The 13,150-nt window shown below is 72.4% G+C and carries 12 protein-coding genes; 7 read left to right on the forward strand and 5 right to left on the reverse strand.

From position 1 onward, the window contains the following. Positions 1-12: 12 nt before the first annotated feature. Entirely contained in the window at positions 13-1,080 is a 1,068-nt protein-coding gene (locus ACOWU6_RS16235) for a threonine aldolase family protein (protein WP_421076344.1), read from the forward strand. A gap of 16 nt (positions 1,081-1,096) precedes the next feature. Here the strand turns inward: ACOWU6_RS16235 and ACOWU6_RS16240 are convergent, their stop codons facing one another. After that, entirely contained in the window at positions 1,097-1,951 is an 855-nt protein-coding gene (locus tag ACOWU6_RS16240; RefSeq protein WP_421076345.1) for an NmrA family NAD(P)-binding protein, read from the reverse strand. Positions 1,952-2,015: 64 nt separating this feature from the next. Next, complete coding sequence (locus ACOWU6_RS16245; protein WP_282979068.1) at positions 2,016-2,567, reverse strand: TetR/AcrR family transcriptional regulator; 552 nt, start codon at positions 2,565-2,567, stop codon at positions 2,016-2,018. A gap of 76 nt (positions 2,568-2,643) precedes the next feature. Between ACOWU6_RS16245 and ACOWU6_RS16250 the strand changes: the two genes are divergently transcribed. Beyond that, positions 2,644-5,148: a DEAD/DEAH box helicase gene (locus tag ACOWU6_RS16250; protein WP_421076346.1), complete on the forward strand. Its 2,505-nt coding sequence runs from the start codon at positions 2,644-2,646 to the stop codon at positions 5,146-5,148. A gap of 7 nt (positions 5,149-5,155) precedes the next feature. Here ACOWU6_RS16250 and ACOWU6_RS16255 read toward each other — a convergent pair whose 3' ends face one another. Then, positions 5,156-6,613 carry a MinD/ParA family ATP-binding protein gene (locus ACOWU6_RS16255; protein ID WP_282979066.1) on the reverse strand — a complete coding sequence of 486 codons (1,458 nt, stop codon included), beginning with the start codon at positions 6,611-6,613 and terminating at the stop codon, positions 5,156-5,158. Between the two features lie 112 nt (positions 6,614-6,725). Then, complete coding sequence (locus ACOWU6_RS16260; protein WP_271173209.1) at positions 6,726-7,184, reverse strand: MarR family transcriptional regulator; 459 nt, start codon at positions 7,182-7,184, stop codon at positions 6,726-6,728. 56 nt (positions 7,185-7,240) lie between these two features. Here ACOWU6_RS16260 and ACOWU6_RS16265 point away from each other — a divergent pair, with 56 nt between their 5' ends. Next, complete coding sequence (locus ACOWU6_RS16265) at positions 7,241-8,503, forward strand: multidrug effflux MFS transporter (RefSeq protein WP_421076347.1); 1,263 nt, start codon at positions 7,241-7,243, stop codon at positions 8,501-8,503. Between the two features lie 62 nt (positions 8,504-8,565). Next, positions 8,566-10,068: a glyceraldehyde-3-phosphate dehydrogenase gene (locus tag ACOWU6_RS16270; RefSeq protein ID WP_421076348.1), complete on the forward strand. Its 1,503-nt coding sequence runs from the start codon at positions 8,566-8,568 to the stop codon at positions 10,066-10,068. Positions 10,069-10,092: 24 nt separating this feature from the next. On the opposite strand, the gene ACOWU6_RS16275 is transcribed toward ACOWU6_RS16270, so the two are convergent. After that, complete coding sequence (locus ACOWU6_RS16275) at positions 10,093-10,854, reverse strand: GntR family transcriptional regulator (RefSeq protein WP_271173206.1); 762 nt, start codon at positions 10,852-10,854, stop codon at positions 10,093-10,095. 166 nt (positions 10,855-11,020) lie between these two features. Between ACOWU6_RS16275 and iolC the strand changes: the two genes are divergently transcribed. The 3 genes from iolC to ACOWU6_RS16290 form a co-directional block, all read left to right on the forward strand. Continuing rightward, on the forward strand, positions 11,021-11,965 hold the full coding sequence (gene iolC / locus ACOWU6_RS16280; RefSeq protein WP_421076349.1) for a 5-dehydro-2-deoxygluconokinase: 945 nt from the start codon (positions 11,021-11,023) through the stop codon (positions 11,963-11,965). Position 11,966: 1 nt separating this feature from the next. After that, the gene (locus ACOWU6_RS16285; RefSeq protein ID WP_271173204.1) at positions 11,967-12,872 is read left to right on the forward strand and encodes a class I fructose-bisphosphate aldolase; all 906 of its coding nucleotides are present in this window, start codon (positions 11,967-11,969) and stop codon (positions 12,870-12,872) included. Positions 12,873-12,896: 24 nt separating this feature from the next. Continuing rightward, positions 12,897-13,150: aldehyde dehydrogenase family protein (locus ACOWU6_RS16290; protein WP_421076350.1), on the forward strand; the 254-nt coding region annotated here is incomplete at its 3' end.

The raw sequence follows: 13,150 nt of genomic DNA on the forward strand, positions 1-13,150 counted from the left end.
TAGGCTGGATCAGTGACCCCGATTCATGACGCGAACCTGCGCGGATTCGCCTCCGACAACTACGCCGGCATCCACCCCGAGGTGCTCGCGGCGATCGCCGACGCGAACGCCGGACACCAGATCGCCTACGGAGAGGACGTCTACACCGCCCGCCTGCACGAGGTGCTCGCCGAGCACTTGGGTGGGCCCGTGGCCGCGTTCCCCGTGTTCAACGGCACGGGCGCGAACGTCACGGCGCTGCAGTCGATGCTGCCCCGCTGGGGCGCCGTGATCGCGGCCTCGACCGCGCACATCAACGTCGACGAGCAGGGGGCGCCCGAGCGCATCGGCGGCATGAAGCTCCTCACGGTGCCCACCGAGGACGGCAAGCTCACCCCCGACCTCATCGACCGCGAGGCGTGGGGCTGGGGCGACGAGCACCGCGCGCAGCCGCTCGTCGTCTCGATCACGCAGGCGACCGAGCTCGGCACCGTCTACACCCCCGACGAGATCCGCGCGATCGCCGACCACGCGCACGGCCTCGGCATGCGCGTGCACCTGGACGGCGCGCGCCTCGCGAACGCCGCGGCAGCGCTCGACCTCCCGCTGCGCGCCTTCACGCGCGACGCGGGCGTGGACGTGCTGTCGCTGGGCGGCACGAAGAACGGCGCGATGCTCGCCGAGGCGATCGTCGTGCTCGACCCCGCGGCGTCGGACGGCCTCACCTTCCTCCGCAAGATGAACATGCAGCTCGCGTCGAAGATGCGCTTCGTATCGGTGCAGCTCGTGGCGCTCTTCGACGGCGACCTGTATCTGCGCAACGCCCGCCACGCCAACGCCATGGCGCGGCGACTGCGCGCGGGCGTCGAGGCGGGCCTCGCGGACGGCTCGATCCGCGGCGTGCGGTTCACGCGCGAGACGCAGGCGAACGGCGTGTTCGCCATCCTCCCGGACGGCGTCGCCGATCGCCTGCGCGAGAGCGTCCGCTTCTACGACTGGGACGAGTCGGTCGGCGAGGTGCGCTGGATGTGCAGCTTCGACACCACCGAGGACGACGTCGACGCGTTCGTCGCCGCGATCGCGCGCGAGACGTCGCGCTGACCGCCGCGGGGCGGCGTCACCGCAGCAGCGGCGCCGCCTCCGCCGCGAAGGCCGCGAACGGGCGCGCGGGGCGACCCGTGACGCGTTCGACGTCGGGTGAGACACGCTCGGCCTCGCCCGCTGCGTAGTGCGCGTAGTCCTCGAGGAGGCCCTCCACCTGCCACGCGGGGAGGAGCCCCTCGAGCGACCGGGCGAACGCCGGCGCGGGGACGTCGACGAAGCGGATGTCGCGCTCGGCCGCACGCGCGAGCGCGCTCGCCATCTCGGCGTGCGTGAGCGCGGCGGGCCCGGTGAGGTCGAGCACGCCCAGGCCCGTCTCGGACACGAGGGCGTGCGCGGCGACCGCTCCGATGTCGTCGACGTGCACGGCGCTCACGCGGGCGTCGCCGATCGGCGCGGGCACGATCCCCTGCGCGCGGATGAGGTCGCGGTACACGAGCAGGCCCTGCATGAAGAGGTTCGGCCGCAGGGCGGTCGAGGCCATCCTCGACGCGCGCAGCGCGGCCTCGACCACGGCGTGATATCGCAGGAAGCGCACGGGGGAGTCCTCCGCCGCCGCGAACTGCGACAGCAGGACGATGTGCGCGACGCCTGCCGCACGTGCGGCCTCGAGGAACGCGAGCTGCTGGTCCTGGGCGCGCTCGGTCGAAGGCGTCACGAGGTAGGCCGCGCCGACCCCCTCGAGCGCCCGCGCGACCGCGTCGCGGTCGTCGAAGTCGCCGCGGACGACGGTGCCGTCGCCGGGGAGAGGCGCATCGTCTCGGCGGGTGAAGCCGCGGTAGGCGATGCCGCGAGCGGCGAGGGCGCGAGCCGTGGCCGACCCCGTCGCGCCGGTGACGCCCGTGACGAGGACAGAGCGGTTGGTGTTCATGGGTTCTCCTTTGTAGAGTGATCAATCACTCACTGATGGATGGCGGTTGGAAGGAAGGGCGCGGTCAGGGGTGTCGGATTCCCGCCGTCAGCGCGTGAGCCCAGTCGGCGTCGACATCGTCGAGGCCCGCGGTCACGACGAGGTGGCACAGCTGGCCGTAGGCGACGAACCGCTGCACCTGCGGGGGAGTGCCGCCCGAGCGCTCGGCGGCGAGCTCGGCGACGCGGCCGAGCCCGTGGCGGAGCGCGGCGCCGACCTCGGCGATCTCGGCCACGGACTGCGCGTGCACCTGGAGCAGAAGGAGGTCGCGGTCGGCGATGAGTGCGGCGTAGGCGCCGCCCATGGCGTCGAGCACCGCGTCGGCGTCCTCTCCCTGTGCCGTGTCGGCGCCTTGTTCGAGGGCATCCACGACGAGGTCGAAGCACCGCTCCACGGCCGCGGCGAAGAGCTGCTCCTTGCGCGGGAAGAGCTTGAACGCGTAGGCGGCGGAGATCCCGGCCTCGGCCGCGACCGAGGCGACGCTCGTGCCCGCGTAGCCGCCGCGCGCGAACCGGCGCACGGCGGCGTCGACGAGGTCGGGGCGTCGGGCGTCGGCGGTGAGGAGGGTGCGCGGCATGTGAGTGACTGTACACTCACTCTTCGCGGCCGGCAAGCGCAGCTGCCCTGCAGGGCGATGAGGCAGACTCGAGGGGATGGCCTCCTCCCTGCTCGACCGCATCCGAACGACCGACGGCGATGCGGACGCGCTCTACGACGCGTTCACCGCGTGGACGACCGAGCGCGGGCTCGCGCTCTACCCCGCTCAGGACGAGGCGCTGATCGAGCTCGTCTCGGGCAGCAACGTCGTCCTCGCGACGCCCACGGGCACGGGCAAGTCGCTCGTCGCGATCGCCGCGCACGCGATCGCGCTCGCGCGCGGCGGCCGCACCTACTACACGGCTCCCATCAAGGCGCTCGTGAGCGAGAAGTTCTTCGCGCTCGTCGACATCTTCGGGGCCGAGAGCGTCGGGATGGTCACGGGCGACTCGTCGGTCAACCCCGACGCCGCGATCGTCTGCTGCACCGCCGAGATCCTCGCGAACCTGGCCCTGCGCCAGGGGGCCGATGCCCCCGTCGACCAGGTCGTCATGGACGAGTTCCACTACTACGGCGACGCGGATCGCGGATGGGCCTGGCAGGTTCCGCTGCTGCTCCTGCCGCGCGCGCAGTTCCTCCTCATGTCGGCCACGCTCGGCGACACGACGGCCATCCAGGAGGACCTCACCCGGCGCACCGGACGGCAGACGACGCTCGTCGCGGGAGCGGAGAGGCCCGTGCCCCTGCATCACTCCTACTCCGACCATCCGGCGCACGAGACCGTCGAGCGGCTCCTCGAGGAGCGCGAGACGCCCGTGTACATCGTGCACTTCTCGCAGGCGGCGGCCATGGAGCGCGCCCAGGCGCTCGCGAGCGTCAAGGTCACCACCCGCGAGCAGCGCGACGAGATCGCCGAGGCGATCGGCGGATTCCGCTTCACGACCGCGTTCGGCAGGACGCTCTCGCGCCTCGTACGATCGGGGATCGGCGTGCACCACGCGGGGATGCTTCCGCGCTACCGCCGCCTCGTCGAGACGCTCGCGCAGCGCGGGCTCCTCCGCGTCATCTGCGGGACCGACACCCTCGGGGTCGGCATCAACGTGCCCATCCGCACCGTCATGATCACGGCGCTGTCGAAGTACGACGGCACGCGCATGCGGCGGCTGTCGGCGCGCGAGTTCCACCAGATCGCGGGCCGCGCCGGCCGCGCGGGGTACGACCCCTACGGCAACGTCGTCGTGCTCGCCCCCGACCACGAGATCGAGAACGCGCAGGCCCTCCGCAAGGCCGGAGACGACCCCGTCAAGCGCAAGCGCGTGCAGCGCAAGAAGGCCCCGACCGGGTTCGTGTCGTGGAGCAAGCAGACCTTCGACAAGCTCGTGGAGGCGGAGCCGGAGGCGCTCCAGCCGCAGCTGCAGATCACGAGCGCGATGCTCATCAACGTGATCGGCCGCGGTGGAGACGTCTTCGCGAATGTGCGCGCACTCGTGTTCGACAACCACGAGCCGCGGAACCGGAAGTACGCGCTCGCACGTCGGGCGCTCGCGATCTTCCGCACGCTGCGCGAGGCCGGGATCGTCGAGGTCGACGCCGACGGGCGCATCCACCTCGTCGTCGAGCTGCAGCCGAACTTCGCGCTCAACCAGCCGCTGTCGCCGTTCGCGCTCGCGGCGATCGAGCTGCTCGACCCCGAGGGCGGCGCCGACGGCGTGGGCACCGGCTCGTACGCTCTCGATGTCGTGAGCGTCATCGAGGCGACCCTCGACGACCCGCGGGCGATCCTGTCCCAGCAGGAGTTCAAGGCGCGCGGCGAGGCCGTCGCCGCCATGAAGCGCGAGGGCCTCGAGTACGAGGAGCGCATGAGCGCGCTCGAGGAGATCACCTACGCCAAGCCCCTCGCCGACCTCCTCCAGCAGTCGTTCGAGGTGTTCGCGACGAGCCAGCCGTGGGTGCGCGACTTCGAGCTGCGCCCCAAGTCGGTCGTGCGCGACATGTTCGAGCAGGCGATGTCGTTCGCGGAGTTCGTGAACTGGTACCAGCTCGGGCGGAGCGAGGGCCTCGTGCTCCGCTATCTCAGCGACGCGTACCGCGCCATCCGCCAGACCGTGCCCGCCGAGGCGCGGACCGAGGAGCTGCGCGACATCATCGAGTGGCTCGGCGAGCTCGTCCGCCAGGTCGACTCGAGCCTCGTCGACGAGTGGGAGGCGCTCGCCTCGGGCGCGGACGGCGACGACGCGACCTCCGTCGTGCCGCCGGCGCCGCCATCCGTCACGGTGAACCGGCGCGCGTTCACCGTGCTCGTGCGGAACGAGATGTTCCGGCGCGTGCAGCTCGCGGCGCTCGAGAAGGACGACGAGCTCGAGGCGCTCGATCCGGACGTCGGATGGCCGCACGCCCTGGATCGCTACTACGCCGACCACGAGTCGATCGGCACGGGCGGCGCCTCCCGGTCGCCCGCGCTGTGTCGGATCGAGGAAGCGGGGGCGTTCTGGCGGGTCGAGCAGACGATCGACGACCCCGAGGGCGACCACGACTGGCGCATCCGCGCCGAGGTCGACCTCGAGGCGTCGGCCGAGGCCGGCACCGCGATCGTCCGCGTGACCGAGGTCGTGCGGCTCTAGACGGGGCCTATGCGGACGTCGCGTCGAAGCCGCGCGCGATCGCCGCACCGGCCGAGAGCCACGCGCGCTGCGTCGCGGGCTTCAGGGCGCCGTAGTGCAGCAGGCCGCCGATCATCGCCGGGTCGTAGGGGATGCTCACGACGTCGCGCGCGAGGGCCCGGTATCCGTCGACCACCTTGCGGTGCTCGCTCGACGGCGCGTTCGGGTCGGCCTGGCTCACGACCGCGACGGCGTTCCGCGCGAGGCGCGCCGAGCGCTCGTCGCGCATCGCGAGCGCCTCGAGCAGCAGGGCGCCGGCCTCGGCGTGCTCCGCGCGCGACGTCGTCGCGACGACGAGCTGGTCGGTGTGGTCGATCATCTGCAGCCACACGGGGTCGGACTCGTCGTTGCCCGAGTCCATGACGATGAGGCGGTAGTACTTCGCCGCGACGGCGTGGATGCGGTCGACGTCTGCCGCGTCGATGCGCTGCTGCTCGGCGAGGGCCATCGGCTGCGAGCGGAGCACATCGAAGCGGTCGCGGGTCTGATGGTGCACGAAGCGGGCGAGATCGGCCGACTGCGCGCTCGACGAGAGCAGGTGATCGGTCTCGGGCAGCAGCTCGTGCAGCGTCGACTCGTGCGGCCCCTGCTCGGTGCGCCATCCGAGCGTGCCGCGCGTCTGGTTGTTGTCCCACGCGAGCACGCCGGCGCCGCCGAAGCGCGCGAAGACGGCCGCCGTGAGGATCGTCGTGGGCGTCTTGCCCGAGCCGCCCTTGCCGTTGACGACGGCGATCGTGCGGGGCCCCGCCCAGTGCTGGGAGACCGCGGCCTGGTCCTCGCGCTCGGCGCGCTCGGCCGACCCCGGCGGAACCCGCATGCCCGCGCGCACGAGCGCGCCCCGCCATCCGCGGGTCGCGGGCTCCTCGATGCGCTCAGGCGCCAGGAACGACGGGCGCTGCGCGCCGCCGTCGGCCGGCGCGCTCGCGGGCTGCGCCTGAGTGCTCGGGGGCTGCGGCGCGGCGCTCGCGGGCTGCGGGGCGGACCCCGTGCGCATGGGCCCGGGCTGACCCGCCGCGCGCGCGGGAGCCGGAGCCGGTGCAGGAGTCGGGGCGGGCGCGGATGCCTGCTGCGGCGAGGGCTCGAACGTCACGGGGATGCGCGTCACGATCTGCGTGTCGGCGGCGAGGAGGTCGTCATCGGCGGTCTCGCCGCCCGCGGGTGCAGGTTCGGCGGCGCCCTCGTCGGAATCGACGCGGCCGTCGGGGTGCACGAGGAGCGGCCAGTCGCCGTCGGGCTCGTGCACCGTCACATGCACGGGGCCGGAGAGCATGGCGGCGATCTCGGCGGCCCGGCGCACGATCTCGCGGCGCGCATCCTCGACGAGCGTCGTCGTGATCTGCTGCGGCGTCTCGTCGACGGTGAGCTCGGCGGATCCGTCGGGGCGGATCACAGCAGAGAGCCCGGCCTGGCTCGAGTCGTCAAGCATCTGGTCGTCTCCTCTGGGGAAAAGGCCGATGTCATCGGCGAACGTCGCTCTCAGCCTACAGACGTCGACATCACTGCCCGCGGTGAGAGAGGGCAGAACTGCCCACGCCGCGTCACGAGCGGTCGTCGGCCTCGCGGCGATCGCGCGCGACCTCGTCGGCGAGCGCGCTCATCGTGTCGGTGAGCATGGCCACGTCGAGGTCGGCCGCCGGCGAGAGAGCGCGTGCCCAGACCCGCCGCAGCCGCTCGAGGTTCGCCTCCGCGAGCGGCGTGATCGCGACGACGACGCCGCGGCCGTCGCCGGCAGGCCGCGAGCGGCTGACGAGGCCGAGGCGCTCGAGCTGGCGCAGGGCCTCGCTCACATTGGGGCGCTTGAGCGCGAGCCGGTCGGCGATCCCGCTGGGCGAGACGCCCGGATGGTGATGCACGAACCGCAGCACCATCCGCGCGGTCGCGGTGAGCGGGATGATCTCAGGATCCTCGCCGACGCGGAGGTCGAGCTCGCGCGCGAGGGTGAGGACGGCGTCCGCCAGGTCGGCGAGGGCGGCGCGGGTCGGGACGTCGTCGGGCATGCGTTCAGGCTATCGGGCGGTATAGTTATGTACGCATAACCATCTGGAGGAATCACATGACCACGGGAACCATCGCCGCGCCCGGCGCCGTCGTCCGCGCGAGCGGGATCACGGGAGGGCTGCTCGCCGTGCTCGCACTGCTCTCCGCGGTGGCGCCGTTCGCCACCGACCTCTATCTGCCCGCGTTCCCGCAGCTCGCGGCCGAGCTCGGCGCCGACGCGACCGGCGCCCAGCTCACCCTCACGGGCTTCCTCGTCGGCGTGGCAGCAGGGCAGCTCCTCTTCGGCCCGCTCTCCGACCGGTTCGGGCGGCGCGGACCGCTCCTCGCGGGCGCGATCGCGCTCGTGGTCGCGAGCGCCGCGGCGGTCGTCGCCCCGACCCTCGAGATCCTCATCGCCGCGCGTGTGGTGCAGGGGCTCGCGGGGGCGGCCGGCATGGTGCTCGGCCGCGCGGTCATCTCCGACCTCGCGACCGGACCCGCAGCGGCACGCGCCTTCAGCCTCATGATGATCGTCGGCGGCGTCGCCCCCGTGATCGCTCCGCTCGTGGGCGGATTCATCTCGGCGCCCCTGGGCTGGCGCGGGGTGCTCGCCGTCGTGCTCGCGATCGCGGTCGCGATGCTCCTGGCCGTGCTCGTGGTGGTGCGCGAGACCCATCCGGCGTCAGCGCGCGCCCGCAGAACTCCCGGCGCGGCCACGGGCGCGCGGGCTCTGCGCACGCGGGGCTATCTCGGCCACGCGCTCGCGTTCGCGTTCGCCTTCGCGGTCATGATGGCCTACATCTCGGCGTCGCCGTTCCTCTACCAGACGATGATGGGCTTCGACGAGGTGCAGTACGGACTGCTCTTCGGCGTCAACGCACTCGCTCTCATGGCGACGAGCGCGCTCTCGGCGCGGCTCGCGGACCGGGTCGCGCCGCGCCGGCTCCTGGGGTGGGGCCTGACCGGCTCGCTCGCGGGTGCGGTGCTCTTCCTCGCGATCGCGGTCGCCGGCGCGCCGGCGCCCCTCCTCGCGGTGGCCGTGTTCGTCGCGGTCGCGCCGCTCGGGCTCGTCCTCGGAAACGCCACGGCCCTCGCGCAGGCGGCGGCTCCCGGTGCGGCCGGCCTCGCATCGGCCGTGCTCGGCGCGCTGCAGTTCGGCCTCGCCGCGCTCGTCTCGCCCCTCGTCGGCCTCGGCGGGGAGACGACGGCGGTCCCCTGCGGCATCGTCATGGCGATGTCGGCCGCCATCGCGCTCATCGCCTTCCGGCTTGCGCATTCGGAAAGAACTGCGGTTCTTGCGTCATCGACTGGCCGCAAAGACCCGGATCACTGCGCATAGCCTGGAGTCGCCACGAGCAGCGCGGGCACAGCGGCCCGCCGACCGAAGGAGACAGAGCCAGCGTGAGCCAGCAGTTCGAAGCACGTCGCGCCGAGTGGATCGCCCGAGAGGAGCTGGCCGAGCGGATGATCCCGCTCATCGGCCGCCTGTACCGCGAGCTCGGCATCGTCACATCCATCCACGGCCGCCGCCTGCTGAACATCTCGCCCGTCGAGATCCTCCGCACCCACCGCTACACGCGCAAGGTCGGCGACGAGGTGCTGCGGCCCGAGAAGACCTACGCCGTGCTCGAGGCGCTCGAGACGCTCCGGCCCGGCCCGGCCTCGATCGACGTCGCGCGTCTCGTCACGCGCTTCGACGCGCGCGGGGGCTCCTACGCGACCGACGAGCTCGTCGACTTCCTCCGCGAGGAGCTGGCCGAGGTGCTCACGGCCCGCGAATCGAAGCCCACCGACGTCGTGCTGTACGGCTTCGGGCGCATCGGGCGCCTCCTCGCGCGCATCCTCATCGCCCACCAGGGCGACGGCTCGGGCCTGCGTCTGCGGGCGATCGTCGTCCGCCGGGGGTCGGCGGACGACCTCAAGAAGCGCGCGAGCCTCCTGCGCCGCGACTCGGTCCACGGCCCCTTCGCGGGGACGATCGAGATCGACGAGGAGAACGACACGATCCTCGCGAACGGCACGCTCATCCAGGTCATCTACGCGAACGACCCTGCGGCCGTCGACTACACGCAGTACGGCATCTCCGACGCGATCGTCGTCGACAACACGGGCCGCTGGCGCGACGAGGAGGGGCTCGGCCAGCACCTCCGCGCGACGGGCGTCTCGCGCGTGCTCCTCACGGCACCCGGCAAGGGCGCGATCAAGAACATCGTGTCGGGCATCAACAGCGAGGACATCTCGCCTGAGGACCGCATCCTCTCGGCGGCGTCGTGCACGACGAACGCGATCACGCCGGTCCTCGCGGCGGTCGATCAGGCCTTCGGCATCCGCCACGGGCACGTCGAGACGGTCCACTCGTACACGAACGACCAGAACCTCATCGACAACTTCCACAAGGGCGACCGCCGCGGGCGCTCGGCGGCCCTGAACATGGTCATCACGGAGACGGGCGCCGCGAAGGCCGTCGCGAAGGCGCTGCCGCAGCTCGCCGGCCGGCTCTCCGGCAGCGCGATCCGCGTGCCCACGCCCGACGTGTCGCTCGCGATCCTCAACCTGCAGCTCGAGCGCCCGACCACGAAGGACGAGATCAACGCCTACCTGCGGCAGACGTCGCTCACCTCGCCGCTGCGCCAGCAGATCGACTACGTCGAGTCGCCCGAGGTCGTCTCGACCGACTTCGTGGGCAGCAACCGCGCGGGCATCGTCGACGGCCTCGCGACCGTCGCCGGCGAGGAGAGCGTCGTGCTGTACGTCTGGTACGACAACGAGTTCGGCTACTCGTGCCAGGTCGTCCGCGTGCTCGAGAAGATGGCGGACGTGCATCCGACGATCCTCCCGGTGCGCGAGCCCGTCGTGCTCGGCGCGGAGGCCGCGGTCGACGCCGTGGAGCCCGCGGCGGTCTGAGCCGCAGCCGGACGACGCTCGGCGCTACTTGGCGACGAGCGTCGTCTCGAAGCTGTACATGTCGGGCCGGTAGCAGTGCCGCCCGAACTCGATCGCGCGCCCTGACGCGTCGTAGGCCACGCGCTCCATCGTGAGGAGCGGCCCGCCCCGGTCGACGTCGAGCAGCTCCGCCTCGTCGCCGTGCTCGCGACGCGCGCCGATGCGCTGCTTCGCGACCCGGATGGTCACGCCGCGCGATCGCAGGATCTGATACAGACCCTGCTGCTCGAGCTGCTCGAGCGAGATGTCGGCGAGGTCGCCCGGCAGCCAGTTCTCGAGGAGGGCGACCGGAACGCCGTCGGTGCTGCGCTGTCGCCGCAGGTAGAGGACGTCGTCGCCGGCCGCGACGCCGAGACGCTCGGCCACGTCGGCCGGGACCGCGCGCACCTCGCGCGTGAGCACGCGCGTCGCCGGGTCGTGGTGCGCGCTCTTGAGGTCCTCGTAGAGGCTCGTGAGCTCGACCTGCCGCGTGACCTGGCCCTGCACGACCTGCGTGCCGATGCCGCGCCGGCGCACGAGCAGGCCCTTGTCGACGAGCTCCTGGATCGCGCGGCGCACGGTCGGGCGCGAGAGCCCGAGTCGATGCCCGATGGCGATCTCGTTCTCGAGGCGCGCACCGGGAGGGATGTCCCCCGAGCGGATCGCCTGCTCGAGCCGGCTGGACACCTGGAAGTAGAGCGGCACGGGCCCCGTGCGATCGAGGTCCGCGAAGAGTTCGTCCGGCCACACGGCCTCGTCGGCTGCCATCGCTGCGCTCCTCCTCGATCGTCAGGATGTGATGTCCCGACAACCTTACCCGCCCCGACCTTTGTCACCTCGGATTGACTGTTGCACGCCGTCGCTCTTGTGATATTGTCAGGACATAGATCGACCCGCGGGCGCAGCCGCCCAGTCACGACAACGGAGTATGACGATGAGCACCTCACCCGACGTCCTCGCGATCGGCCGCCTCGGCGTCGACATCTACCCGCTGCAGGACGGCGTGGGCCTCGAGAAGGTCGAGACGTTCGGCAAGTATCTCGGCGGGACGGCCGCCAACGTCTCGGTCGCCGTCGCCCGCTACGGCCACGACTCGGCCCTCGTCTCGCGCGTCGGCGACGACCCGTTCGGCCGCTATCTCCTCGGCGAGCTCACCCGCCTCGGCGTCGACAACCGGTACGTCGCGACCGACCCGACGCTGCGCACGCCCGTCACCTTCTGCGAGATCTTCCCGCCCGACGACTTCCCCCTGTACTTCTACCGCGAGCCCAAGGCGCCCGACATGAACGTCGACGCGGCGCAGATCGACCTCGACGCCGTCCGCGCCGCGCGCATCCTCTGGTTCACGACGACGGGGCTGAGCGAGGAGCCGAGCCGCGAGGCGCATCACGCGGCCCTCGCCGCGCGCGAGCGCCGCACCCACACCATCCTCGACCTCGACTACCGCCCGATGTTCTGGGAGGACCCGGCGCTCGCGACCGAGCAGATCGGCCAGGTGCTCGGCGAGGTCACCGTCGCCGTCGGCAACCGCGAGGAGTGCCAGGTCGCGGTCGGCGAGACCGAGCCGCAGCGGGCGGCCGACGCCCTCCTCGAGCGCGGGGTCGAGCTCGCGATCGTGAAGCAGGGGCCCCGCGGGGTGCTCGCGAAGACGCGCGACGAGGTCGTCGAGGTCCCCGTCCATGCGGTCGACGTCATCAACGGCCTCGGCGCGGGCGACGCGTTCGGCGGCGCCCTCTGCCACGGACTTCTCGAGGGCTGGAGCATCGAGCGCACGCTGCGCTTCGCGAACGTCGCGGGCGCGATCGTCGCGTCGCGCCGCGAGTGCTCGACCGCCATGCCGACGGCCGACGAGGTCGAGAACACCCTCCAGGGAGCATGACATGACCGCACTCTCCGCAGCCGACTTCGAGCGGCTCCGCGACGTCCGCGCCCACCGGCCCGACGAGATCGGCGCCGCGTTCGCCGCCCGCCGTCGCCGCGACGTGCTGCGCGGAGACGGCCGGCTCTTCATCGTGGCCGCCGACCACCCCGCGCGCGGCGCGCTCGCGGTCGGCTCCGACCAGACGGCCATGGCCGACCGCTACGAGCTCCTCGAGCGTCTCGCGATCGCGCTCGGCCGGCCGGGCGTCGACGGCGTGCTCGGCACGCCGGACATCATCGACGACCTCGCCGCGCTCGGGCTGCTCGACGACAAGGTCGTCGTCGGGTCGATGAACCGCGGCGGCCTGCGCGGTGCGGCGTTCGAGATGGACGACCGCTACGGCGCGTACGACGTCGCCACGATGGCGGCGAAGGGCATCGACTTCGCCAAGACCCTCATCCGCGTGAACCTCGGCGATCCCGCCACGGCGCCGACGCTCGAGGCCACGGCCCGCGCCGTGAACGAGGCGGCGGCCGCGCGGCTGCCGATCATGCTCGAGCCGTTCATGAGCGAGTGGCGCGACGGCCGCATCGTCAACGACCTGTCGACCGACGCGGTCATCCTCTCCGTCGCGATCGCGGCGGGGCTGGGCGCCGACAGCGCCTACACGTGGATGAAGCTGCCCGTCGTCGACGACATGGAGCGCGTCATGGCGGCCACGACCATGCCGACCCTGCTGCTGGGCGGCGACTCCGGCGCCGACCCCGATGAGACGTTCGCCGCCTGGGAGGGCGCGCTCGCCCTGCCCGGCGTGCGCGGTCTCACCGTGGGCCGCACGCTCCTCTACCCGCCCGACGGCGATGTCGCGGCGGCCGTCGACACGGCCGCGCGCCTCGTGCACCGCGACATCCCCGCGTCCGTCTGACCCCGACCATCCGAAGGACACCCCATGAGCACCATCACCGACACGACGGTCATCGGCCACTGGATCGACGGCGCACCGCGAGCGTCGCAGAGCGGGCGCACCGCACCCGTGTACAACCCCGCGACCGGTGCCGTGAGCGCCGAGGTGGCGCTCGCCGACGAGAGCGAGATCGACGCCGCGATCGCGTCGGCGCAGCGCGGCTTCGAGACGTGGAGCCGGTTCTCGGTCGCGAAGCGGCAGACCGTGCTGTTCGCGTTCCGCGAGCTGCTCAACGCGCG

Origin of the sequence: Microbacterium sp. SA156 (assembly GCF_049065455.1) — a bacterium.
GTDB classification, from domain to species: Bacteria; Actinomycetota; Actinomycetes; order Actinomycetales; family Microbacteriaceae; genus Microbacterium; species Microbacterium barkeri.

Coding starts and splice junctions, on each gene's coding strand:
- ACOWU6_RS16240 (WP_421076345.1), bottom strand. CDS start 1,951: ATGAACACCAACCGCTCTGTCCTCGTCACGGGCGTCACCGGCGCGACG.
- ACOWU6_RS16245 (WP_282979068.1), bottom strand. CDS start 2,567: ATGCCGCGCACCCTCCTCACCGCCGACGCCCGACGCCCCGACCTCGTC.
- ACOWU6_RS16250 (WP_421076346.1), top strand. CDS start 2,644: ATGGCCTCCTCCCTGCTCGACCGCATCCGAACGACCGACGGCGATGCG.
- ACOWU6_RS16255 (WP_282979066.1), bottom strand. CDS start 6,613: ATGCTTGACGACTCGAGCCAGGCCGGGCTCTCTGCTGTGATCCGCCCC.
- ACOWU6_RS16260 (WP_271173209.1), bottom strand. CDS start 7,184: ATGCCCGACGACGTCCCGACCCGCGCCGCCCTCGCCGACCTGGCGGAC.
- ACOWU6_RS16265 (WP_421076347.1), top strand. CDS start 7,241: ATGACCACGGGAACCATCGCCGCGCCCGGCGCCGTCGTCCGCGCGAGC.
- ACOWU6_RS16275 (WP_271173206.1), bottom strand. CDS start 10,854: ATGGCAGCCGACGAGGCCGTGTGGCCGGACGAACTCTTCGCGGACCTC.
- iolC (WP_421076349.1), top strand. CDS start 11,021: ATGAGCACCTCACCCGACGTCCTCGCGATCGGCCGCCTCGGCGTCGAC.
- ACOWU6_RS16285 (WP_271173204.1), top strand. CDS start 11,967: ATGACCGCACTCTCCGCAGCCGACTTCGAGCGGCTCCGCGACGTCCGC.